This is a genomic window from Anaerococcus sp. C0059F3, from assembly GCF_056590475.1.
The window spans coordinates 98,153-120,991 of record NZ_JBWPWE010000007.1 but is presented as its reverse complement, the minus strand read 5'-3'; the positions used below and the strand labels follow the sequence as shown (position 1 = coordinate 120,991).

The following is a 22,839-nucleotide window of genomic DNA, read 5'->3' as shown; positions in this document are numbered from 1 at the left end:
CTAAATCCCTCCACCTGCATAGCAGGTGGTTTTTTGTTTCGCTCTCTTTCGTTCGCTCAACTCACTAAAGTAGACAATGAAATAAGAAAGCTCATTTACGAGCTTTCTTATTTTTTTAACACCTAACCTATAAACCATCCACCTGTACAACCTTTGCACCCTGAGCTACAGCCTGTACAAGCATTTCTACAACCCTTACATCTGTCATGATATCCACAAGCAAAAGGTACTATGTCAGGTGTATTTGGCTTTGTGTAAAGCATAAAATCCATACAATGCCCTCCTTTCCAAATATATTTATAATTGAATTAATGCAATTATAGCAATGTTAAAACGCAGGATTCATAATCTACCCTGAACCCCAAATCTTTTTGCAATTTGTATTTTTCACAAATTTCATTCCACCATTTTCTACAATTTTTATCAGCATATAAAAGCTCAGTCTCAACATTTGCAAATATGCTTTCGTCCATATCAAATTCACCAACTATATTAGGATTATTTCTTATAATCAAGTCAATAGTTCTAATCGAATTAAATTTTTGAACTCTAATCATAAGATTTTTTACTTCTTCTGATGTTAATTCTATATTCCTCTCACAATCCATTTTTATACCTTCTCACTTAATAATTCCATTTATCAGCAATTGCTCTCTCATCATTAAAAATCATTTTTGAAACATAATCATTGTATTTCAATATCTTAAGATCATCTGGAATATATATATTTAAAACTTCATTATTTTCTTGCAATAAGTTTGCAAAGTATTTCTGTGCATTTGCCTCTACGAATGATATTTTGCATTGAGTAGATGAAGGAACATTTACCTCACCTGTTGTAATTTTATTATCTAATAAACATCTCTTACATGCATTTGCATCACATTCTAAGCACATTGCCGACTTGCCCCTAAAATATTTACGCTTTTCAGAGAAATCTATTCCATCTTTTAGATTCCCTATATTCCAGTCAGGATTAGTAAAATAGAATCCTGGGCATACATAAAATTTACCATTTGGAGCCAGTGCAACTGAATTTATCCCTGCTGCACAATCCCTAGTCTCGTTCTTTTCTAGCATTATTCTGTCACTCAAAACATTTATCTGTAGAAAAACACCTCTTTCAACAAATAAATCTACAACATACTCACATAATCCATGCAATTGATCTTCATATAGTGTAATGTCACTATCGTTCCACAAATTCATATCACTAATAAACAGATTTATTCGTTTAATTCCGTTGTTGCAAAACCTCTCAATTGTGTTTTTTAACTTTCTAATCTCATTTTTTCTCAAAATGTAGTTTATAACTGGTGTCTCTATATTTTCTGAATATTCATCAACTACAGTTATAGATCTTTGCGGATTTTTAAAAATTCTTCTCCTGTCTATTTCAAAGAACACTTTCTTTTCACTATCTAAATCAATTTCATAACTACCCAGAAAAATAGGCAATACTTCATTGTCTAGACAAAATTTCAAAGCATTATCATATAAGTCCTTAGACATATAATTCCCCTCATTATATCGCTTTGTATAATTGCAAAAAGAAGGTGCATCATCTGATGTAATAAAATAAACATATTTAAGTTCATTATGTTTTGAAAACAACACCTTTTCAATAACTCTATCTGATGTCTTCCCTGTCTCTAATTCATATCTTTTCCAAAAATATTTATTTGCCCTCACATTAGCCTTATGCATTTCGCATATATGCTTTACTCTGTTATATAAAGAGCCATTCTCCTGATAATTTTGTGCTACACACCAACCACAATCAGTTCCAACATTACAATTATTACATTCTTCATCACTTACAGAAGTCCAAGTAGTTCCACATAAAGCTCTCAAGGCATTATAATCTACACCTTTATCTATACTTCCAACTATCATTCCCTTTTTATCATCAGAACACATTTCTAAAAATCGTATACACGGATAAATATTCCCATCTGTATCAAATGCTAAGCTCTTATATCCAGCTCCACACCTATTTTGATTCAACGAATTACTAGCAAGTGGTAACCCTCTTCTTTTTTCAAAATACGCTACACTATGGGTCAAATATCTACCACTTTCAAACATGTAATCCGCAAGTTCTTTAAGTTGATTTTCAAATATACTTGGATCTTCTTCTTTCCAAACATCTTCATAAACTAAATTCGACTCAACATTTTTAAATCCAAGATCCCATAAGTGAATTATACTATCTTTTAGATATACTAAATCCTCACTTGAAAATGTCGATTTTTGAAATATTTCATCCTCATAGTCTTGTTTGTATTTGTAAAACGATTTAATAACCTTGTCATAAGAACCTTTTCCATCCCTAGTAATTCTTGTTAAATCATGTTTTTCTTTAGTTCCATCAATACTGAATCCAAATCCAGCATGATACCTGTGCTTTTTTAAATAATCTTCCATTATTTTTGAATCATATAATGTCCCATTTGTGGAAAAGGAAAATTGAAGATTATTAAACCATTTATGCCGTTTGCTATATAGCAACAGACAGATATAATCGCTTATTTTATCTATCAATTCCATTTCTAATAATGGTTCTCCACCAATAAAATCAATCAATAAATTATCTGATAAGTTATTACAATATGGATCATTCACAATAAAGTCTACTATTTTTTTGGCTGTTTCAAATGTCATCTTTTTGAAATTATTCTTCCCAACCATATAACAATATGTACATTCCAGATTACATTCTTCTGTTACACACATAGTTACATTTAAATAATTACCTTTTTCCCATGATATTTTAGAAATCCTATCATTTCGAAATGATCTACTAAGTATTGAATTTATGTCTGCTATAGCCATCATTTTCCTCCTAAGTATCTAATTTTAGATTTTCCATTCTTTTTGAATTCAATACGCATGATGTTATTAATAACATCAAATATATTACACAAAGTGCAACATTTCCACCTGACTTAGAAAATCCAAGTTTATTAACCACAAATATCTCTATAGCTACAAGCACAATAGAGCCAATTAGCCCTATTACTAACCACAAATCACCTTTATCTAAATCAATAAAGTACAAAGCCAAGTAAAATATTGATACCATTTGTAGAATAAAAGCTAACAAAATATTTAATAAAATAATAAAATCCGAAAAACCATAATCAAAATAATGCTTACCTGCATGAATTGATATATAATTCAGGATTACTAACATTAATACAGACAGAAAAATAATAACTATTTGACTTACATATTTTGACAAAATTATGTTTTTCTTTTTTATCGGTAACATGAACTCGTATTTATACAATTTTAAATCATAATCTTTTCTCTGTGATAAAAGTATTAATAAACTGTTGGAGAATATTACAACTGCGCAATATGCAAAAACAAGCATTTGCGTGCTAGAAAAAAGATTTATCAAAATCCAAATTGTAAGCAAAAACGCATTCATTACACATATGTTTTTAATATTTTTATAATATATTTCTAATAATAGACCTTTCATATATTAGGATTCTCCTCCCTCTGTCAAAATCAGCAAAATTTCATCAAAATTAGGTTTATTTACAACAAATTCTTTATACTTATTCTTTATCTTCGATATATCTTTTACTAAAATATTTACTCTCCCATATTCTCTCCTATATGAAATTATGTCTGTTTTATCGACTTTTTCTAAATCCGTATCATTACAACGAAGTATCCCATAGTTATATAACAATTCATCTTTTTCTTCGCTCAACACGACTTTACCATTATCCATAAAAACTATATAATCAGCTATTTTTTCCAAGTCTGTTGTAATATGTGATGATATATATACCGAGTGTTCTGGGTTTTCTATAAATTCTAATAATATACATAAAATCTCATCTCTACTTACTGGGTCTAACCCTGAAGTAATTTCATCTAATATGAGAAGTTTTGTTTCATGAGACAATGCTATAGCCAACGATAACTTTTTTTTCATTCCAAATGAAAATTGCTTAGTTTTCTTGTCTATTGGCAAATTAAATCGATTCAAATAATTTTTAAAACTATCTTCTTCCCAATTACTATAATTAAATTTCATTACCTCATTTATCTCATTAGGCGTTAATAATAATGAAAAGTTTGGGTCATCTAAAACAACACCTATGTGTTTTTTAATATCTACTTGATTACAATCTTCAGTACCAAATATCTCTATTTTTCCATCATCTTTTTGAAACATTCCAAGTATACAAGAAATAGTAGTACTTTTCCCCGCTCCATTTCTTCCTATATTTCCTACAATAGATCCATAAGGTACTTCAATATTTATATTTTTCAAAGAAAAATCATTTGTTTTATTCTTTTTATTTAATCCAGATACCCTTAATGCTAATTTATTTTCATATGAATCCATCATTGCCCCTCCTCATATATCTTTTTTATTAAATCTATCAAATCATCTATTGAAATAGAACTTGATTGTATGCTCTTGACAATTTTCTTAGCTAAATCTTCCACTTCTTTATATGTTTCTATTTTTTGTAATTCAATATTTCTTGCTGATATAAAACTGCCTTTGCCATGAATAGTTTCAATAAATCCATCTTTTTGTAAATTTTCATAAGCCTTTTGAACTGTAATTACAGCTACCTTAAGATTTCTAGCCAATACTCTCATAGATGGTATAGAATCTCCAGTTTTCAAATCTTCATTCATAATTTGTTTTTTTATCTGATTTTCGATTTGTTCATAAATCGGTTCGCTAGAATCGGTATTTATTATAATATTGATATTGCACCTCCTGTTTCAGAAGTGTACTTATGTGTACTTGTTATTTTAATAATACCACCAATAAAAATTTTTTTCAACCCCCTTAATTTCCCAATTTTGAGTATAAAAAAAGACGATATAGTTTTAATTTCTATCGTCTAAATCAAATTATTCTAATATACGTCAAATTTATGTTACTAAAGTACTAATTTCTTCCATTTTCTAACCTTAGTTCTAAATGTACCAAATGGTGCTACTGTATTTACATGAATAAATTTATACACTTCCCAAGTTGCTGTTTTTGTTGCTTCATCTGCCCATTTTCTCATATGAGGTTTAAATAATTCTTCTTCTGTTAGCTCATCTATCATAAGATAAATATCTTCAATATTTTTTGTTAATTGTTCTTTTAGTTCCTTTAAAGATTTATGAGCGTAAGCTTCTGTAAACCATTGATATAATTCGGCTAATTGATTCCACTTGAATTTATCTGATGGTGTTTTTACTTCAAGTCCTTTTTTCTCATCTTCTTCCCATTTCAATACTAAAGCTGTCCAACCTACTTGATAGGCAAGATTTTCTGCTGGTGTCCTATCAACTTCGTCTACTCTTTTATCTTTTAATTCTTCTGGGATATTATCAAACTCTGAAATATATTTTGCAAAAGTTTTTTTAATCTCATTTTTTAATTCTTCCTTACTTTCATAAGACCTCATATGCCTACCTCCATGGTTTGTATATAGATATTTTGCCAAAAATAATTATATCTTAATATTTAATCATAATCTTCCAGTAACTTGTAATTCTTATGTTTTGTGATATCAAATTTATCAGATAGTAAAAGTCTTACTACTCTTATCTGGTATATACACGTGCCTCCATCCATTACTGTTATTTCAATAAAATTTTAGATAACTTTATTAAGATTTTCTTTGATTCCTTATAAATCAAGTTTAAAGAACTATAAGAATTTAAATCTCTTGTTCAAATTCATCTTCAAAACTAATAATATCATTAGGAGTGCAAGATAGAGCCTTACATATTCTTTCTAAATTCTTAAATGTAATTGGTTTATCCTTGCCCATTTGTGCCATAACATTTGTTGTAAGCCCTGCCATAGCTATTACATCAGTTTTCTTTAAACCTTTTTTTGCTAACTGTATCCATAATGGTTTATAGTTAAGTGCCATAATATCCCTCTTTTTATGTTCATTAGATTTATTTAATTATAGCATAAATATTGATTTCATTCAATCTTACATTGATTTAGTGATTTATTTTAGAGAATTTGTTGTGTTATTCCGTCCTTATTTTGCCATAAATTGCTTAATACCTTGAGATTTAGCACCAGGGTTATCATTACCATAACCTTCCATTAAGTTAATAACTCCCCATGCTCCTAAACCTGCACCAATTGCAGTTACAAGTGTCTTTAAAACTCCAACTCCAGCTGTAAAAAATTCCATATTATTCCTCCTCGTTTTCTTTCTTATTTTCTATTTTGTTTAGTGATTTAACTATAAAATTCTTGTAGACCTTATCTCCTTTTTTATTTTCTTTGAAATATCCAAAGACATGGATCAGATCTCCTTTTTCAAATTCTTTTGCAATTTCTACCTTTTCTCCATATACTGAGCAATTTGTATATTCTTTGCCCTTTCCATAATTTTTAACAAGAGCAAAATTTGCTACTTGAACACTTTCTCCATCTTTTTCAAATTCTGAAAATTCAGCTTCCTTAACTAAATTTGCATTAATATTTATCATTTCTCTATCCATTAATTTCTTCTCCTTAATCCATAAATTTCAATTAAAAAAGCGACTGAAATTATATTTCAATCGCTAAATGTCTTATATATTAAATTATTTTAAGTGGGACTTCTTATCCTTACCATCTTAACCTCCTAATTTTGAGTATAAAAAAAGACGATAGAGTTTTTAATTTCTATCGCTCATTAATACCTTATTTCTAGTCTTCTAAAATAGATACTTCAAGGTCTATCGCATTAAATGTAACATTTATTCCTACTTCTTCTTTTACTGTTTTTTCAAATAGCTCAGCTATATCATATGGGGACATATCGTATATATCTTCATACCATTCATTACTTTCATCGTACATTGTCCCACATATTGCTTCAATATAATTTTTCTTATCCCTTGTGAGTTCTGTATCACTTTCTAGAATAAACTGCTCCCCATTTATATTTAATATAATTAAAGATGATTTTTTATTTTCACACATTTTGCTTACTCCATAAAATCAAATGTTTAACCTATTTATTTTATAACTAGATTTTAACTTTACCTTATCTCTATTTGTTAAATACTCTTCTACATCAAACAAGTTTTTCTTATCATAGTCTTCCAATAACTTGTAATTCTTATGCTTTGTAATATCGAATTTATCAGACAAGAAAGGTCTTACTCCTCTTAGCTGGTATATGCACTTACCACCATCCATTACAGTTATTTCATCTTGGCTCATAAGTTCCTTGCCAGTTTTTTGATAATTTAGACCAAAAGATTTTTGGTTGGATCTTGTTTCTGATGTGTTATATAGGTCTATGGTTTCTTTTCCTAAGGTTTCAGATAATTCTTTTACTGTTGTTTTTTCTTTTCCTCCTAAAAAGAGTGTGGAGTCACAGTTACCAACTATTGTATCTGCATGGTCTTTATAGATTGCCTTTAATTGAGATTGTGCTTGTAATATTATACTTGCTGATATTTCTCTTGAACGAATTGTTGCAATCAATTTTTCAAATTTAGGAATTAAGCCAATATTTGCAAACTCATCAAGTAGACATCTAACATGAACAGGAAGTCTTCCTCCATACACATCATCTGCCTTATCACATAGTAGATTAAATAACTGAGAATACATTATTGAAACTACAAAGTTAAAGGTATCGTCAGTATCTGATATTATTACGAATAAAGCAGTTTTTCTATCTCCAATTTTATCGAGTTCTAATTCATCTTCACTCATTAACTCTCTAAGCTCTCTTATATCAAAAGGTGCAAGTCTTGCTCCACATGATATTAGAATTGACTTAGCAGTTTTTCCTGTAACAACTTGTCAAGGACTTTCTAATCATTTTTATGAGGTTTTTTATCTTTTTCTCGCTCCATTTCTCTAAGCATTATCCTTTTCAATTTATCTTGCATGGTTTCAGTCGCATTTTCATTAAAATGGACAATAACCTCATAAGTTACTTTTCCAATCTTCTTTATAGTCTTTGTTCCTGTATTATGTTCATTTCTGTTTTCATTCATATTATTTTCCTCCTATTAGTTGCAATTAAAAAAGACGATAGAGTTTTATTTCTACCGCCTTTCGCAAGTCTTATAGCTATTCATTGAATAACGCTTTAGCATTTACATATTAAAGTTTCAAATCCTTATTGTTCAGCATTCCGCCAAACATCATATGATACATATCCTTGGAAGATTCCTCTATCTTTGTAATGCTTGATATTTTATTTCCTGCATCTTTTGATGAAGCTCCGCAAAGATAAAAGGCTTCATTTTCTGTTCCATAGTCAATAGCAATATACCTATCGTGATATTTTTTCCCTGCAACTTTCATCTTAAGATTGATATTAGGGTAATCTTTTCTAAAATCGTTTAGGATATTTTTTGTAAGCATATCCTTGTTTTTCACATTGTCGCTAAATACTATAACCTCAATATTGTCTTTTGCAGCCCTTAATAATTCCAAGGTTTTCAAACCTATATAGTTATCTATAACATAAATGCTTTCCTTTGCAGACTTATATATTTTTGTATAAGCAACATCTGCTTCAATCTTATCTCCATTCATTAAAAGGAAATGCTTGTAAGTGTCTGGATCTATAAAATTATCCATAACCTTTTTCAAATCTTCTTTTGTAGCCATTTGCAATTTTATTTCAGCTATATCCTTTGTATTTTGATTTGTCTGTACTGCTATTTGAACTAATTCTTTTGAACCGATAAAATCTTGGTTTTCAATGATAAAATCTTTCATTTGCTTAAATGTTCTAACTAAAGCTCTGCTTTGCTTAACAGCAAGTTCACCTCTTAATACAGTCATCAGCATATAAATACCTTGTTCTGTAAAGGCATAAGGATTGTATTTAATATTACTTCCTCTACCAGTCCCTCTGTTCAAGGTGAAATTTTTGCACCTTGAAAGTTCTACCATTTCTTCGTCCGTTAATTGGAACATGAAGTCTTCACCTTCAAATTTTTCTGCGTTGTTTTTCACCTGTCTATTAAAGTTTTTAGTTTCATACCCATATATTTCGGCTAAATCTGAATCAAGCATTACTTTTTGCCCACGAATAAGATATATTTTTTCTTGTATAGTTTTATTATCCACAATAACTATCTCTTTATTTTCTTCTGCCATGAAATGCACCTCCAACATTATCTAAATTCTTTTATATTTTTCTACTCCACCTTCAGCTTTTCCGATGTGTTCCACATTTTTTACAAGTCCCTTATTTACATTTTCATAAAACCATCTACCAATCAATGCCGGAGGTGTTGCGATTAACTCTCTTAAAACAAATTCTTTGCCCTTCGGTAAAGAGCTAATTTTGTTTAATAAGGTAGTATATAGGTCAGCATAGCTTGTATTTTCTTGTAAACTGCTACACTTACAATATTCAGTAACGCTTGGGAAACCTCCCTCTATTGCTTTTTTAGTTAAGATTTCAAGTTCTTCATCGGTTACAGTAAATTGAATTCGCATTTATATATCCTCTCCTTATAACTGAGTTTATTACCATATCATTATCATTTTATCATAAATACGATATTTTTTCCATACTGCAATTTTGAGCCCTATTTTACACTTAGCTATAGTCTGATACCTATTTTATCATTAACGCTCTAAAAACACCTTTCCACCGTCTTATACGAGGCCTACAAGTGTTCCCCCTTGTCATAATCTTCAAAGGTATATACTTTTGATTTACTGCTCTCCTTTAATTTCCCTTTGTCTTGTTCGTACCAATGAACTAAGGTCGCATAATGATCTTTATAGTTTCTTCCCGTGCTTTGCAAATAGGTTGACAGCTTCTCTATCATTTCTTCCCTATGCCCTTGCATTTTATCCTTTAATTTTCCATATTCTTCATCAGTTAAGGAAACATTTTTATATTCTCCATAAAGGGAGGGGGATATTTTTTCTATCTCCCCCTCTTTTTCTAACTCTATATCTATCTCTTTATCTATCTCTATATCTCCGTTGCAGTTTTGTTGCAAAAGGTTGCAAGGTGTTGCACCATTGTTGCATTGCAACGCTTTTTGTCCTCTCGATTTTCTTGAACGCCTTGTAGAAGCTGTTTCTGAACCTATAAGACTTGGAATTTCTGTTAAAAAATACTCGTCATTTTCTGTGATTATCTCCATCAAGCCTTGTGCTACAATATAATTTACTGTAACCATTACATCATCTTCCGTTTCATCAATCGTTAAGGCAAGCTCTTTGATAAAGTCTGTTTCTACTCCATCATAATACAGCTTCCCACTATCTTTTAAGCTAAGTAAAAGCAATTTAAGATAGATGATTGTATAGGTATCTCCTCCTGATATTTTTCTTAGCCTTTTGATTCTCTTATCTGTAAAAAAATCTTCTTTCAATTTTAACCAATAGTATCTTCTGTTGTCTGCCATTTTTATCTTTCCTCCCCTTTATTTTTATAATTTTCTTTAGCCTTTTCTTTTGCCTTTTGTTTGTACTTCTCCTTTCTTTCCTCTTGCTCTTGGAATTTTTTCAGTTGTGCAATTACACTTGGTTTATCTCCTCTCTTTATTGCCTTGTCAATCTCAATAGATAGGTCTATTCCATACTCATCATTGACAATCTTTACTGCATATTTGATATGGTCTATCTGCTTAAATTCATCTTTTACTTTAGCTTTATCTTCGATTAAGTCTTGTATCTCATTTTCAAGACTTGATATTTCTTTTTGCCAATCATTTAATTTTATGGCTGATGTCCCGGTGAATTTTTCTATGGTCTTTCTTGCTCTTAGGTATCTGTCTATTTCTTTTTTATGGGAATTGTAAAAGCTGTCTTTGAATATGGTTTTGCTTTTGTATTCCTGATAGACTTCTTTGTTTTCTTTGATAGAGTCTACGCAGCTTACACACTGATTTAGGTCTTTAATTCTTTGCGTTTTATCTTGAATATCACCACTTATATTTTTACTTTGCTTTGCCAGTTCAAAGACTTTTCCTTGTAGGTCTGCTATGGTTTGAAGTTTATTATCTTTCAAATAGTATATTGCTTTTACAAATCTCTTTAGGTCTGCATTTCCCTTTTTTATCTGTCCGTAGTAGGATAAATTTTTTGTTTTTTCTCCCTGTATCTCGTTGTAGATAGAAATATACTCATAGAGGTTAAAGAGTTCCGCTTTGTTCTCCAGTTCATCTTTTTTGGTCTGTTTATACTCATCGTATTTTGCTTGCAGATTTCCAAGTAAAGAGTCTATCCAAGAAGTGATTTCTTTTATCTTGTTCTTGATGGCTTTTACTAAGGAATTATGCTTTTTGATTTCTCGGTTGATGTTTCCTTTGTCGGTTTCGATTCCTTTTTTCTCTAAGGCACTGGCACTTGCTCCTAAATGAATGGTTGGGATTTCTTCTATCCCTTGTCTTTTGTAGGAGCGATGATCCACTCTCTTTTCCTGATGATTTTTTTCTAAATACTGATTACAAAGGCTTGCAAAATTCTTTCTCCATTTCTCTGCGTTGCCTTTATTGTTCCAGTCTGTCAGTTCTATTTTTCTTGTTTTATAGTTTCCGCTTTTTAGTTTTATCTTTTCTCCCTTTTCATCAAGTACATATTCTTTTTTGCTTTTTGCCTGCCACTCTCCTTTTTCATTGATTGGTCTGAGGGTAGTCATAATATGTGCATGGATATTGTTATTTTCTTCATCATTTCCATCATGAATAGCAAGGTCTGCTATCATTCCTTTTGATACAAAATTTTCCTGTATAAAGTCGGTAATGAGTTTCTTGTTTTCTTCAAAGGATAATTCTTTCGGTAAGGCGATAATGAAGTTTCTTGCAAGCTGTGCATTGCTTGCTTTTTCATTTAACTCTACTGAGTTCCATAAATAACTTCTGTCTTTAAATTCTTTTGGCACATGCTCCGGCAAGAAAATTTCTGAATGTAAAAGTCCCTTTTTATTATGGTAATCGTGAACTTCTCCGTCCCATTCATTTTTGATTTTCTCACAAGAGATATATGCTGCACTTGCAACTGCCGATTTACTTTTTCCTCTGCTTATCATAGAAATATTAAAGTGAAATGTTTCTGCCACTTTTAAGCTCCTTTCATTTTTTGTTTGTTTTCAGGTAAAGGAAAAAGCAGACAGGTTATTTTTTGTATCTTTTCCTATCTACTTTATCCGTATGTTTTTATTAAGTTTTGGATTTTTAAAGACTTGCTAAAATCCCTTAGTTTTTCTAAGGGCGCAATTATACACCCTAAAGGGTGCTTTGCGTTCTGCGAAGCTTTTTGCCCTTGCAGGGAGCTTCTGAAAAAACTATGGTTTTTTATTTTATCTACTCTATCTCTGTTTCATCTTCCATATCTTTCCCATTTATCATTTCTTCATAGGCTTGTCTGTATTCTTTTGTGTGAGTAGCAACTTTAAGTAATTCTTCTATCTCATCGTTAGTAAACATGATAGGATTTTTAATGACTCTTTCTACTATCAAGCCTCTTTGTATGAGCCTATGATTTCTTCTTTTTCGTTCCTTTTCGTTTGCAAGTTTTTCTAATTTCTTGCCTTGATTTTGTAATTGTTTCAGCTTCACATCGCACTTTTCTCTTTCTTGCTGAAGTTCAGAAATTTGTTCCTGTACTTCCTGTAATGTGTTTTCTTTCTTCATTTTTCATTCCTCCGTTTTGGTATCTGCTTGTTTCCATAAAGAAAGGTTAAGCACCTTTTTTTGACACTTAACCTTTCCAAGTTTTTAGATTTTATCTTCTAAAATCTTTCTCAGTTTTTCTAAAATCCTATCCCTCCTCCCACTGATTGCTTGATGTGTAACTTTCTCTCTTCTGCTGATTGACCTTAGACTTTCTTCTTTGTAGAAGATGGCTTCCATCAACTCTCGTTCTTCTTTTGAAAGAGTATTTAATGCTCTATGAAGTTCTTCAATTCGCATTTTTACTTCTACAATTTTTTCTAAGTCTATCTTTTCATCTATGATGTTATCTACAAAGTGTCCATCATGATCCAGTGCCGAAAATGGTATTACATTATGCTTCCAATCTTTTCTTTGGAGATACTTTTCATGCTCTGTTATCTTCCAATAGGCTTTGTAGACTTCTTCACTTACAGGTACGGCTTTGCCTTTTACATAAAGGTAATATTCTTTCTTTGCCACTTAGTCATCCTCCTTTTTAAGTTCTCTGTTTTGGTTTTGAGAATAAAAAAGGAGGACTTCTACACTTTGACGTAAAAAGTCCTCTCGGCTTAAAAACTAATGTTTTATATAATTTTCTATTTTGTTGTTTCTGGTAAAGTATTATTGCTATGTGTAAGCAATTCCAAGAATAAAAAAGGATAATTATATCGTTCTGTGAAAACCGAAACTATAAGTTTTGACATAATTATCCCTCCATTATTTTCCCTCCTAAGTAAATTTATTATTAAATCACTCCTGCTTTTTCAAAATGCTTTTTGAGTATCTTTGTTGCAACGAATGCTCCTATGCAAGCAAGAACAAAAGTTATCAAGCCAAATCCTACTGCCCACGAAACTTTGAAATAAGATAATGCTTCATTTATTTGTGCTTCGCTCATTTTCCATTTTGATGCTCTTTCCACAAAAGAAGCTGTCCCGAATAAAATCACAGGAATTACTGTTCCTAAAAAATCTGCTAATGCAAATATCCCATATCCAATAATCATTCGTCCCTTGCTCTCATAATTTCCTATAATCAAATCACATATAATTCCACCGATTACAGCAAAGACTGCATGAGGCAAATGTCCTCCTGACAATGCAATTAAACCAAGAAGCGTTCCTGATATTGTAAATACGCCCTTCTTTTTAACTTTCAAAGCCATAAGTATATAAACGGTAGCAGCTACCATAAAGCTAACTCCTGAAGCAATAAATCCTCCAATCACTGTTGTTGCCATAGCAAATGCAACCACCATGTATATGACAATTCCAATTGCATTAAAGATTCCGATTGTAATAAAATCACGACCATTTAATTTGTTTTTCATAAAAGTCCTCCTAATAAATTTTCTGTATTACTATCACAAGAGCAATCATCAAAGCTCCTAATAGTCCAATCAACAAATCCGCCCATCTAAACCTCAATTTTGTCAATGTAACCCTGTTCTCATCACTATCAAGTCCTCTAATGAGTGCTGAAGCTGACAGTTCATCTGAAATCTTAATCATCCTCATTAAAAGTGGAACAAGCGTATATTCAATATATTTAAATGGATGTAGCAACGGGAAAAATCTACTTGTTACGATTCCTCGAATCTTCATATTCTCTTTTAATGCCTTGAGTTCTATTCTTATAGTTGGTACAAACCTAAGCAAAACACTAAAAGGTATACCAATGCTTCTTGGTACTTTCATTCTATTTAATGCTTCAAGCATTTCACTTACACTTGTAGTCTTTGTTATATATCCACCAAACATAGCAATTAAGGTCATCCTTGATGCAAAGTAAATAAACATATATATTGCAAATACGATACTTGCTTCACGAAACTTTCCAAGCCCTAACTCTATGCAGTATAAAAGCACAAAAAACAAAATAAAGCGTAATGCTCTTTTCCACATACTACTGTATACATACAGAAAAAAGGCAAAGACAATCAGTCCGAAAAGTAGGATTGTATCGCTTATAAAAAAGCTGGTAAAGGAGGCAATTGGAAGTAGAATAAGTTTTATTCTCGGATCGACTGTTTTTCTATCTATCAAGTTCTCTACCTCCTCTCATCTTGTCTAATATGAGAAATTTGTTACTTTCACTCATATCTAAAACAGTTTCTATTTTTCCATCTCCCATTACCCACAGATCGCTTACTGTGTTTGCTAAAAACTCAAAATCATGACTTATTACCAAGACTGTTGTCCCATTTTTTAATTGTTCTTCAATCAATTTTGCCACCGAAAGCATTGAGTCTTTATCACAACCTGATGTTGGTTCATCATAGATAAAAACTTTTGCCTGTTTCATCATTCCACAAGCTATTGTCAGTCTTTGTTTTTCTCCTCTTGATAAAGCAAACGGATGCTTATCAATGTATTTGTCTAAGCCAAGTACACTCAAAATAGACTTTGCCTTTTGAGTATTTTCTTTTTTATCTTTACTTGAAATACCAAGTAGCATTTCATCAAGTACACTTTCCGAAAACAACTGATAGTCTGAATCTTGAAAGACAAAATATGACATATCCATTAAATCTTTATGATTAAGCGACTTATCTTTTCCAGCCCATATTGTTCCCTCTTTTATCTTCTCAAGTCCTGAAATCACTCTTGCAAAGGTGGTTTTCCCGGTACCATTTAAGCCTATAAGACCAATGGCTTTTCCACACTCCATATTGAAATCAAGATGATTTAAGATGTACTTGTTTTGTTTCTTTCCATCCTTAGCTACATTCGGATAGCAAAATCTCAAGCCTTTTCCGTTGATACTTTCATCATTTAATTGATATGAATCTTTCTTCTCACTTATCCTGTATTCTTCTAATTCAAGAGTTCTTAGCCCATTTTCATCCCAAAACTCCCCTTCAAGACGGATAACTTCTTCCCGACTCAAGTCCTGTGCAATCTCTCCATCTTTCACCAAAAGAAAACGGTCAAATAAAGATTTTACATAGTACAAACGATGCTCAATTAGAACAACTGTTGTTCCTTTTTTCTTTAATTTCTCCAAAATTAAAAACAGGTCAAATGTTGCTTTCATATCCAAATTTGCTGAAGGTTCATCCAAAATTAAAACTTTCGGATTCATCGCATAGATGCTTGCAATAGCTATCTTTTGTTTCTGTCCGCTTGATAATTCAAAAACAGATTTTCCTTTCAGTTCCTCAATATCCAGTTCTGCATATACTTCTTCTACTCTCTGTTTGATTTCATATCTTGATTTGCAGATCGTTTGAAGCCCAAAAGCTATTTCTTCATCTGTAGTTGTTGTAAAAAACTGACTTCTTGGATCTTGAAATACAGTCCCTACAATATGCCCTATTTCATGAAGTAATAATTTGCTTATATCTTTTCCGGACACAAAGGCTTCTCCTTTCATTTTGCCTTTGTAATAATGTGGTATAAGACCATTCATTACACTTCCAAGAGTGCTTTTACCACTTCCACTTTTCCCTGAAATTAAAACAAATTCACCTTTTTTAATTTCAAGATTGATATTTTTTAAAGCAGTTCGCCCATCTTCCCATTCATAAGAAACATTTTTTAACAAAATCATGATTATACCTCGTACTGAGCTTTCCATAATTTTGTGTAGTAACCATCTTTCTCAAGAAGTTCCCCATGCTTTCCTTTTTCAAGTAAATTTCCTTTTTGAAATACGAGAATTTGGTCAGCTTTTTGAATGGTTTTTAAATGATGAGCCACTACAAGTACAGTTCTATTCTTTGCAAGTTCTGTAATAGCATCTTGTATCAAAGATTCATTTACAGGATCAACATTACTTGTCATTTCATCAAGAATTAAAATAGGTGCATCCTTTAGAAAAGCTCTTGCAATAGATATTCTTTGTCTCTGTCCACCTGATAAAATCCCACCATTTTCTCCAATATCAGTTTCATAACCTTTTGGTAAACTCATAATGAAATCATGTATCCTCGCTTTCTTTGCAGCTTCAATGATTTCTTCTTTCGTTGCTCCTTTTTTACCTACCTTGATGTTTTCTTCAATGGTATTATCAAACAACTGAACATTTTGCATGACAATACTAATACGATCTAAAAGCTCATCATAAGGAATATCCCTTATATCAGTTCCTCCGAGGGTAATTTTTCCTTTATGCACATCATAAAATCTTAAAAGCAAGTTGGTTATAGTAGTCTTTCCACTACCTGATTCTCCAACTAAGGCTGTCATAGTTTTTTCAGCAATAGAAAAGCTCAATTTTTCCATTTTAAATTCATCTTTTTCATAGGAAAAATCTATGTTTTCAAAAGCTATATCATTATCCATCGGAACAATTCCATTCACTTTATCCGGGATTACATCTGCATATAAAATTCTTGAAAGTCTTTCGTAACTATCTACCGCCGAAACATAGTTCATATAGTGTTGTTCCATAGAAGCGAACGGCTTATAAAACTCTTTTGAAATTACTGCAAAGATAATAAAATTAAGTACATCAAGACTTCCCTTTATAACAAGTATTGCTCCTGCAATTAAAAGAACTAAATATCCAATATCCAGTAAAAACCCAAATATAGATAGCTGTTTTGCCTTGAATCTTGAAGCTACTTTGCTTGTTTCTCCAAACTTTTTTGTCTTGTTCATAAGCTCATTATCCAAGCTTTTATTGTTTGAAAAACTCTTTAGTACAGGTATTCCTCTAACATATTCAACAAATAAGCTAACCATATCAAGAAGTGCTGAATTATTCTGATTCTCTATTCTTTCAGATTGCTTAATTGTCAGATATAGAAAGACAAGTGCAATCGGAACAGATACAGCCATTAGAATAGCAAGTTTGAAATCAATACTTGCAAGACCGATAAATACGACTGCACCTATCAAAAAATCGCCAAACATTCTCGACCACATGTGTCCTACAACAAGAGACATATTATCAACATCTTTGTGTAAAATTGTATTGATCTCTCCCAGTCTTTCATTGGTATAAAATCCCAAACTGAATTTTTTCAATTTAATAATCATGCGTTCTCTGATTTGCTGAACAATATCAAAACCTGCACTATGCTTTTTCATATCTGCAACCATATTACAAATGCCTTTGAATACTACAAGTAACCCAATTGCAATAAAACCTTTATATAAACTTGCTAAACTCGTCCCATCAAATATCTGAAACAGTATAGAAAATACGATAACAATCATGGCTATGGAGCTTAGTCCATAAAGGGCAAAGAATACACTTGATATAATCAAATCTCTCTTGCCGGTTTTTGTAAGCAGCTTTAACATTTCTCTAAACATTTTCTGTTACCACCTCTTTCAAATTCCATCTATCTACCTTGTTCTGTGCTTCAACCATATCCTTATAGAACTCACATCTTTTCATCAACTCTTCATGGCTTCCTGCATCAAGAACAACACCCTTATCCATAACTATAATTTGGTCTGAATCTCTAATTGTGTTTAGATGATGAGCAATTGTAATAATGGTTTTATCCTTGCTTAAATCGTCAATTGCTTCGCCGATTAGTCTTTCATTTTCACTATCAACAGCTGCCATTGCTTCATCTAATATTAAAATCGGTGCATTTTTCAGTATCATTCTTGCTATGGAGATTCTTTGTTTTTCTCCACCAGATAACTTAACTCCCATTTCACCTACTCGTGTTTCATATCCATTTGGCAATGCTGAAATAAAATCATGGCATCTTGCTTTTTTAGCAGCTTCTATGACTTCTTCTTTTGTTGCATTTAGTTTTCCAATTGCTATATTTTCAAAAATACTTAAATCAAAAAGGATAACTTCTTGTTGCACACTACCAATCAGCATTGAGATATTTTCTTGACTATATTCTTTTATATCTTTTCCATTTATCAGTATTTGTCCTTCATCTGCATCCCAAAATCCCATAAGCAAATTAGATACAGTACTTTTCCCACAACCACTTGCTCCTACAAAGGCGTTCAAACTATTTTTCTTAAAATTCAAATTGATATTTTTAAGCTCAAAGCTATCTTTTCCGTATGCAAAATTCACATCTTTAAATTCTATATTTCCAAATTCTAAACCTTGTTCTGTCTTTTTCTTTGGAAGCGGAACTGTTAAAACTTTTCCAATCGCCTTTAGTGCTTCCTTAAACACAATAGAAAAATGTTGCAATGTAGCCGTCTTACTTATAGATGCAGTAAAAGCAGACGATAAAATAATGGCAAGTATAAAATTAGGGGTTGTAATATTTCCATAGTAAAGAAATATACTTCCCAAAATCATGACAATAACTACTCCAATTTCCATAAATATGTCAATGAGTCCCATTGGAATTGTAATTGCTCCCATGCTCTTTTTAACCCAGTAAATATATTCTCTTGCCGTTTTTAATGTTCTTTCACTAATCTCCTCTTCTTTAGCAAAAGCCTTAATCACAGAAATATTTTTTACATATTCCATTAGCTCTTCTCTCATCTTATTTTCATGGTTAAAGTAAATAGCAAAGTTTTTATCCATTGTTTTCTGTGAAAGAACTTTTACCAAATACATGAGTGGAACTCCAGCAATCATTCCAAGAGCAAGACGCCAATCAACAAAAATCATAGCTACAAAAATAATGGTAGGCAGAAGTGTAACTGCCATTATTTCAGGAAGACCATGGGCAAGGTATACTTCCACTTGCTCTACATCATGTTGAACAATGTTGGTAAGCTCTCCTGTATTATGTTCTTTAAAGAATCCCAAACTTAGTTTTTTCAGATGACCGATAATATCTAACCTAAGTTCTGTTAATTTTTCGTATGCTTTCTCATGGGCAACCTTTGTTGCAAAATAATAAAACACTCCTTTTAATACAAACGATATAAAGATTCCCAAGAATATATACTTTAAATTACCTTCGTTAATATTGTTTGTGATTAAAGAACTAATCAAATATACAAGTAAGATTTGTGGTATCAAATCAAATACTATTTTTAAAGCAAGAAGTGAATTGGATAAACTATTTTTCCCAATCACTTTTTTCCTTAATTCTTTTTCCGGCATGAACAACTCTCCTTTCAAAATTGAATAATATTGAATTTTAATTCAGTATTAAGGTTTAAAGTAAGACTTTGCTGATTACGCAAAGTCTATTTTATCCGATCACTATATTTTTTTAAATTACTGTATCAGCAAATCAAAAATTATAGCACAATCTTTTTCCATTTTCTAATCTTAGTTCTAAACGTTCCAAAAGGGGCAACCGTATTAACATGAATAAACTTATAAACTTCCCATGTCGCTGTTTTAGTAGCTTCATCAGCCCATTTTCTCATATGCGGTTGAAATAATTCTTCTTCACTTAGTGTATCAATCATTGTATAGATAGATATAATATTTTCTTTCAATCGTTTCTTTAATTCTTCTATCGATAAATGAGCATAAGTATCGGTAAACCACTGATATAATTCTCCAAGTTGATTCCATTTAAACATATCCGACGGTGTCTTTACTTCAAAACCGTTTTTCTCATCTTTTTCCCATTTCAAAACTAATGTTGTCCATCCGAGTTGATAAGCAAGATTTTCTGCTGGTGTTCTGTCAACTTCAGGGACTCTCTTATCTTTGAGAGATTCAGGAATAATATCAAATTCAGAAATATACTTTTCAAAACTTTTATTTATCTCAGATTTCAGTTCTTCTTTATCTTTATATATCTTCAAAATATCTCCTCCAAAAATTTAAATTTATCGCATTTAAATATCAAATCAACTTACAATGATTCCACTCCCTTGTAATAACACTTTGCAATAAGTTTTAGCATATCTTTTGCCCACTTTTCACTTTGATAATGCCTTGCTATTTCAAGAAGTCCCTCTGTAAAGTTACTGGCTAAAATATGGGCAAGCATTGGATCATATTCCTGTTTCGATTGTCTTTTTAAACTTACTTCAATATGAACCTGCATTTGCGATATGAGTTTTTGTTTTGCTTCTGTATGCTTTGTACCTGAGCTTTTATCCATTAAAATAATTAACTTCTTACGATCTTTTAAAAGTTCATGAATATAATTTTCTCCAACTTCATCAAACCTTTCAGAAGCAGAACCTTTTTCCAAAGATTCTTCCTCATTAAAAGCTGACTCGAAGTTTATATAAACAGAACTTACTACTGCATCAAACAAAACTGCCTTATTTTTGAAATAGGTATAAATTAGTGCCACAGGAATATCTGCTTCTTTTGCAATTTCTGTTAATTTGGCACCTCTATAATCCTTTTTATAAAATACTTTTTCTGCTGCTTCGAGTATTCTATTTCTAACTTCTTCTTTTAATACTTGTGCCATAGCACACCTCTTTCTATTCCAATACTGAATCTATATTTAATAATAAATTAAAATTCAATATTTGTCAAGATAGATTTAAATATTTGTTTTTATATACTCACTCACCGGTATCCCCACTCTTTTCAAAACCTTTATTTTCTCCTGTTTCTTCTGTTCTCTTCTTGCCTTATATTTATCTTCATACTCTTTCTGTTTTCCACTCGCTTTACGCTTTAGGTAATTTTGATGTAGCTTGTCTTTTCTTTCTTCGATTTTTCTTTCTTCTTTCTCAAGTTTTTGTTTTTTTTCTTCGCTTAACTCCGCCTGTGGTAGTTCGTAATTACCTATGAAATTAAAGTAAATTTCTATCTTTTGCTTTGATGTCTGACTTCCTTTTCTATCTCTTTCATGTACGATAATCTTTTCTACAAACTCATTTATCATTGTAGTTGTAAGTTCATCAAAGTTTTCATAACGACTGATAAGAGATATAAATTTTCTTGCTCTGTCTGTTTCTTTTTCATATCTTGATACCTGCTGCTCTAAATCTTTGATCTCTTTGCTTAAAGTTATCTGCTCTGTTTCATATTGATTGTTTAGTATCTCATATCTGCTATTTGGTATTTTGTTAAGGATCATATCTTCGTAAATTCTGCACATAAGTCGTTCGAGTTCCCTAAGTCTGTTTTGGCTTTCCGTTAATCTTACCTTTTTCTTTTCTATCTCTATTTTTTCCTTTTCTTCCATTTCATTTTGAATGGAACGGATAAAGGCTTCATTATCTTCATCAAGGTATTTTTTAATGTCTTTCAGTGTTTCCCTAATAAGGTTTAGGACTGCTTCTGCTTTTATTCTGTGTGCTGATGGACAAAGTGTGCCGCAAGGGGTTTTGGTATAGGCACTGCAAGTGTAATAGGGAATATTCTTATAGTTGCTTGTTCTATGAACATACATCTTGCTCCCACAATCTGCACAATACATCAATCCTGTTAGTGGGTGATATTCGCCCCAACCATCAGGATACCTTTTTACATTTCCTCTTATCCTTTGCACATTATCAAAGGTTTCTTGGTCTATGATTGCTTCGTGAGTATTTTCAAAGATGAGCCAGTTATCTTCGGATACATATTTACTTTTCTTATCCTTGAAATGCTTTCTTGTTTTAAAGTTAACTGTATGCCCTAAGTATTCTTTTTTCTTTAAGATACTTGCAATTGTGGAACTACACCAACGATAAGGATATTCAAAGTTTTTGCTTTGATGTAATCCATATCCCATTTTTTGCTGATGATAAGCGGGTATATCTATCTTATCTGCTTCCAGTATCTTTGCTATTTTATATGGTCCTGCTCCGTCCATTGTAAGATTAAATATTCGTCTTACTATCTCGGCTGCTTTTTCATCTACAACCCACTTATCTTTGTCTTTTTCATCTTTGATGTAGCCATAAGGTGGAGTGCTTGCCGTATGCTTTCCGCTTTCTCCTTTTGATCTAAATGTAGATTGTATTTTTCTTGAAGTATCTCTTGCATACCATTCATTCATAATATTTCTAAAAGGGGTAAAATCATCTTCTCTGTAAAAGCTGTCTACATTGTCATTGATAGCAATCAGTCTTACGCCCTTTTGTCTTAATATCTCCATACATTGACCGACTTTGAGATAATCTCTGCCAAGTCTGCTCATATCTTTTACAATGATACACCCAATATTTCCTTGATTAACTCCGTTCATCATTGCCATAAATCCCGGTCTGTCAAACTGCGTTCCACTTATTCCATCATCTGTAAAGTGAATGATGTTTGACAGGTTATTTTTGCTTGCGTATTCTTCCAATATTTTTTTCTGATTGATGATAGAGTTGCTTTCTCCTTGCAGTTCATCATCACGACTTAATCTCTCATAGAGTGCTGTTATCTTTTCAAAATTCCTCATTTTTA

At 31.5% G+C, this 22,839-nt stretch carries 26 protein-coding genes and 2 pseudogenes; all 28 read right to left on the bottom strand.

The window, feature by feature from the left end; all coding sequences use genetic code 11:
• Positions 1–122: 122 nt before the first annotated feature.
• The 28 genes and pseudogenes from AC1EJ5_RS06190 to AC1EJ5_RS06055 all read right to left on the bottom strand — a co-directional run bounded on the left by AC1EJ5_RS06190 (position 123) and on the right by AC1EJ5_RS06055 (position 22,834).
• Positions 123–272, bottom strand: a complete 150-nt coding sequence (locus tag AC1EJ5_RS06190; RefSeq protein ID WP_009346097.1) for a hypothetical protein — start codon at positions 270–272, stop codon at positions 123–125.
• A 45-nt stretch (positions 273–317) separates the two neighbouring features.
• Entirely contained in the window at positions 318–608 is a 291-nt protein-coding gene (locus AC1EJ5_RS06185; protein ID WP_009346044.1) for a CXXX repeat peptide modification system protein, read from the bottom strand.
• Between the two features lie 16 nt (positions 609–624).
• Positions 625–2,835, bottom strand: a complete 2,211-nt coding sequence (locus AC1EJ5_RS06180) for a radical SAM peptide maturase, CXXX-repeat target family (protein ID WP_009346040.1) — start codon at positions 2,833–2,835, stop codon at positions 625–627.
• Between the two features lie 10 nt (positions 2,836–2,845).
• A complete protein-coding gene (locus tag AC1EJ5_RS06175) occupies positions 2,846–3,490 on the bottom strand; it encodes an ABC-2 transporter permease (RefSeq protein WP_009346091.1) in 645 nt (214 codons plus the stop codon).
• Positions 3,491–3,493: 3 nt separating this feature from the next.
• Positions 3,494–4,375: an ABC transporter ATP-binding protein gene (locus AC1EJ5_RS06170; protein WP_009346093.1), complete on the bottom strand. Its 882-nt coding sequence runs from the start codon at positions 4,373–4,375 to the stop codon at positions 3,494–3,496.
• On the bottom strand, positions 4,372–4,701 hold the full coding sequence (locus tag AC1EJ5_RS06165) for a GntR family transcriptional regulator (RefSeq protein WP_255348613.1): 330 nt from the start codon (positions 4,699–4,701) through the stop codon (positions 4,372–4,374). The genes AC1EJ5_RS06170 and AC1EJ5_RS06165 overlap by 4 nt, the downstream gene beginning before the upstream one ends.
• 224 nt (positions 4,702–4,925) lie before the next feature.
• A complete protein-coding gene (locus tag AC1EJ5_RS06160) occupies positions 4,926–5,444 on the bottom strand; it encodes a ClbS/DfsB family four-helix bundle protein (RefSeq protein WP_004830103.1) in 519 nt (172 codons plus the stop codon).
• 62 nt (positions 5,445–5,506) lie between these two features.
• Positions 5,507–5,626 (bottom strand): annotated as a pseudogene (locus AC1EJ5_RS06155) (conjugal transfer protein); the annotation flags it as partial.
• Between the two features lie 73 nt (positions 5,627–5,699).
• A complete protein-coding gene (locus AC1EJ5_RS06150) occupies positions 5,700–5,918 on the bottom strand; it encodes a helix-turn-helix domain-containing protein (protein ID WP_004830100.1) in 219 nt (72 codons plus the stop codon).
• A gap of 117 nt (positions 5,919–6,035) precedes the next feature.
• Positions 6,036–6,194 carry a Maff2 family mobile element protein gene (locus tag AC1EJ5_RS06145; RefSeq protein WP_004825242.1) on the bottom strand — a complete coding sequence of 53 codons (159 nt, stop codon included), beginning with the start codon at positions 6,192–6,194 and terminating at the stop codon, positions 6,036–6,038.
• A gap of 1 nt (position 6,195) precedes the next feature.
• Positions 6,196–6,507, bottom strand: a complete 312-nt coding sequence (locus AC1EJ5_RS06140; RefSeq protein WP_195236527.1) for a single-stranded DNA-binding protein — start codon at positions 6,505–6,507, stop codon at positions 6,196–6,198.
• A gap of 190 nt (positions 6,508–6,697) precedes the next feature.
• Complete coding sequence (locus AC1EJ5_RS06135) at positions 6,698–6,973, bottom strand: hypothetical protein (RefSeq protein ID WP_479815187.1); 276 nt, start codon at positions 6,971–6,973, stop codon at positions 6,698–6,700.
• 18 nt (positions 6,974–6,991) lie between these two features.
• Positions 6,992–7,807: pseudogene (locus tag AC1EJ5_RS06130) on the bottom strand (VirD4-like conjugal transfer protein, CD1115 family); the annotation flags it as partial.
• A gap of 11 nt (positions 7,808–7,818) precedes the next feature.
• Complete coding sequence (locus AC1EJ5_RS06125; RefSeq protein WP_001005000.1) at positions 7,819–8,004, bottom strand: transposon-encoded TnpW family protein; 186 nt, start codon at positions 8,002–8,004, stop codon at positions 7,819–7,821.
• A 109-nt stretch (positions 8,005–8,113) separates the two neighbouring features.
• On the bottom strand, positions 8,114–9,121 hold the full coding sequence (locus AC1EJ5_RS06120; protein ID WP_000797009.1) for an ORF6N domain-containing protein: 1,008 nt from the start codon (positions 9,119–9,121) through the stop codon (positions 8,114–8,116).
• A gap of 21 nt (positions 9,122–9,142) precedes the next feature.
• Entirely contained in the window at positions 9,143–9,466 is a 324-nt protein-coding gene (locus tag AC1EJ5_RS06115) for a hypothetical protein (protein WP_004830093.1), read from the bottom strand.
• Between the two features lie 173 nt (positions 9,467–9,639).
• Positions 9,640–10,392, bottom strand: coding sequence for a phage replisome organizer N-terminal domain-containing protein (locus AC1EJ5_RS06110; RefSeq protein ID WP_264347161.1), 753 nt, complete (start codon positions 10,390–10,392; stop codon positions 9,640–9,642).
• Positions 10,393–10,394: 2 nt separating this feature from the next.
• Entirely contained in the window at positions 10,395–12,047 is a 1,653-nt protein-coding gene (mobQ, locus tag AC1EJ5_RS06105) for a MobQ family relaxase (protein WP_479815184.1), read from the bottom strand.
• A gap of 244 nt (positions 12,048–12,291) precedes the next feature.
• Positions 12,292–12,621: a DUF3847 domain-containing protein gene (locus AC1EJ5_RS06100; RefSeq protein WP_000712033.1), complete on the bottom strand. Its 330-nt coding sequence runs from the start codon at positions 12,619–12,621 to the stop codon at positions 12,292–12,294.
• A gap of 84 nt (positions 12,622–12,705) precedes the next feature.
• Complete coding sequence (locus tag AC1EJ5_RS06095; protein ID WP_001074478.1) at positions 12,706–13,122, bottom strand: sigma-70 RNA polymerase sigma factor region 4 domain-containing protein; 417 nt, start codon at positions 13,120–13,122, stop codon at positions 12,706–12,708.
• 265 nt (positions 13,123–13,387) lie between these two features.
• Positions 13,388–13,972: an MptD family putative ECF transporter S component gene (locus AC1EJ5_RS06090; protein WP_000791750.1), complete on the bottom strand. Its 585-nt coding sequence runs from the start codon at positions 13,970–13,972 to the stop codon at positions 13,388–13,390.
• A gap of 10 nt (positions 13,973–13,982) precedes the next feature.
• Entirely contained in the window at positions 13,983–14,687 is a 705-nt protein-coding gene (locus AC1EJ5_RS06085) for an energy-coupling factor transporter transmembrane component T (RefSeq protein WP_000567178.1), read from the bottom strand.
• Positions 14,677–16,194 carry an ABC transporter ATP-binding protein gene (locus AC1EJ5_RS06080; protein WP_000601967.1) on the bottom strand — a complete coding sequence of 506 codons (1,518 nt, stop codon included), beginning with the start codon at positions 16,192–16,194 and terminating at the stop codon, positions 14,677–14,679. Before AC1EJ5_RS06080 ends, AC1EJ5_RS06085 begins: the two co-directional genes overlap by 11 nt.
• Before the next feature lie 2 nt (positions 16,195–16,196).
• A complete protein-coding gene (locus AC1EJ5_RS06075; protein WP_000488162.1) occupies positions 16,197–17,906 on the bottom strand; it encodes an ABC transporter ATP-binding protein in 1,710 nt (569 codons plus the stop codon).
• A complete protein-coding gene (locus AC1EJ5_RS06070) occupies positions 17,899–19,638 on the bottom strand; it encodes an ABC transporter ATP-binding protein (protein ID WP_001114256.1) in 1,740 nt (579 codons plus the stop codon). Before AC1EJ5_RS06070 ends, AC1EJ5_RS06075 begins: the two co-directional genes overlap by 8 nt.
• Before the next feature lie 140 nt (positions 19,639–19,778).
• A complete protein-coding gene (locus AC1EJ5_RS06065; RefSeq protein ID WP_000708365.1) occupies positions 19,779–20,297 on the bottom strand; it encodes a ClbS/DfsB family four-helix bundle protein in 519 nt (172 codons plus the stop codon).
• Between the two features lie 50 nt (positions 20,298–20,347).
• Positions 20,348–20,920: a TetR/AcrR family transcriptional regulator gene (locus AC1EJ5_RS06060; RefSeq protein WP_000079884.1), complete on the bottom strand. Its 573-nt coding sequence runs from the start codon at positions 20,918–20,920 to the stop codon at positions 20,348–20,350.
• 75 nt (positions 20,921–20,995) lie between these two features.
• Positions 20,996–22,834: a recombinase family protein gene (locus AC1EJ5_RS06055; RefSeq protein ID WP_007516503.1), complete on the bottom strand. Its 1,839-nt coding sequence runs from the start codon at positions 22,832–22,834 to the stop codon at positions 20,996–20,998.
• Positions 22,835–22,839 lie beyond the last annotated feature (5 nt).

Excerpts from the sequence above, each read along its gene's own strand:
- AC1EJ5_RS06190 (WP_009346097.1), bottom strand. The coding sequence starts at position 272 with ATGGATTTTATGCTTTACACAAAGCCAAATACACCTGACATAGTACCT.
- AC1EJ5_RS06185 (WP_009346044.1), bottom strand. The coding sequence starts at position 608 with ATGGATTGTGAGAGGAATATAGAATTAACATCAGAAGAAGTAAAAAAT.
- AC1EJ5_RS06180 (WP_009346040.1), bottom strand. The coding sequence starts at position 2,835 with ATGGCTATAGCAGACATAAATTCAATACTTAGTAGATCATTTCGAAAT.
- AC1EJ5_RS06175 (WP_009346091.1), bottom strand. The coding sequence starts at position 3,490 with ATGAAAGGTCTATTATTAGAAATATATTATAAAAATATTAAAAACATA.
- AC1EJ5_RS06170 (WP_009346093.1), bottom strand. The coding sequence starts at position 4,375 with ATGATGGATTCATATGAAAATAAATTAGCATTAAGGGTATCTGGATTA.
- AC1EJ5_RS06160 (WP_004830103.1), bottom strand. The coding sequence starts at position 5,444 with ATGAGGTCTTATGAAAGTAAGGAAGAATTAAAAAATGAGATTAAAAAA.
- AC1EJ5_RS06150 (WP_004830100.1), bottom strand. The coding sequence starts at position 5,918 with ATGGCACTTAACTATAAACCATTATGGATACAGTTAGCAAAAAAAGGT.
- AC1EJ5_RS06145 (WP_004825242.1), bottom strand. The coding sequence starts at position 6,194 with ATGGAATTTTTTACAGCTGGAGTTGGAGTTTTAAAGACACTTGTAACT.
- AC1EJ5_RS06140 (WP_195236527.1), bottom strand. The coding sequence starts at position 6,507 with ATGGATAGAGAAATGATAAATATTAATGCAAATTTAGTTAAGGAAGCT.
- AC1EJ5_RS06135 (WP_479815187.1), bottom strand. The coding sequence starts at position 6,973 with ATGTGTGAAAATAAAAAATCATCTTTAATTATATTAAATATAAATGGG.
- AC1EJ5_RS06125 (WP_001005000.1), bottom strand. The coding sequence starts at position 8,004 with ATGAATGAAAACAGAAATGAACATAATACAGGAACAAAGACTATAAAG.
- AC1EJ5_RS06120 (WP_000797009.1), bottom strand. The coding sequence starts at position 9,121 with ATGGCAGAAGAAAATAAAGAGATAGTTATTGTGGATAATAAAACTATA.
- AC1EJ5_RS06115 (WP_004830093.1), bottom strand. The coding sequence starts at position 9,466 with ATGCGAATTCAATTTACTGTAACCGATGAAGAACTTGAAATCTTAACT.
- AC1EJ5_RS06110 (WP_264347161.1), bottom strand. The coding sequence starts at position 10,392 with ATGGCAGACAACAGAAGATACTATTGGTTAAAATTGAAAGAAGATTTT.
- AC1EJ5_RS06100 (WP_000712033.1), bottom strand. The coding sequence starts at position 12,621 with ATGAAGAAAGAAAACACATTACAGGAAGTACAGGAACAAATTTCTGAA.
- AC1EJ5_RS06090 (WP_000791750.1), bottom strand. The coding sequence starts at position 13,972 with ATGAAAAACAAATTAAATGGTCGTGATTTTATTACAATCGGAATCTTT.
- AC1EJ5_RS06080 (WP_000601967.1), bottom strand. The coding sequence starts at position 16,194 with ATGATTTTGTTAAAAAATGTTTCTTATGAATGGGAAGATGGGCGAACT.
- AC1EJ5_RS06075 (WP_000488162.1), bottom strand. The coding sequence starts at position 17,906 with ATGTTTAGAGAAATGTTAAAGCTGCTTACAAAAACCGGCAAGAGAGAT.
- AC1EJ5_RS06070 (WP_001114256.1), bottom strand. The coding sequence starts at position 19,638 with ATGCCGGAAAAAGAATTAAGGAAAAAAGTGATTGGGAAAAATAGTTTA.
- AC1EJ5_RS06060 (WP_000079884.1), bottom strand. The coding sequence starts at position 20,920 with ATGGCACAAGTATTAAAAGAAGAAGTTAGAAATAGAATACTCGAAGCA.
- AC1EJ5_RS06055 (WP_007516503.1), bottom strand. The coding sequence starts at position 22,834 with ATGAGGAATTTTGAAAAGATAACAGCACTCTATGAGAGATTAAGTCGT.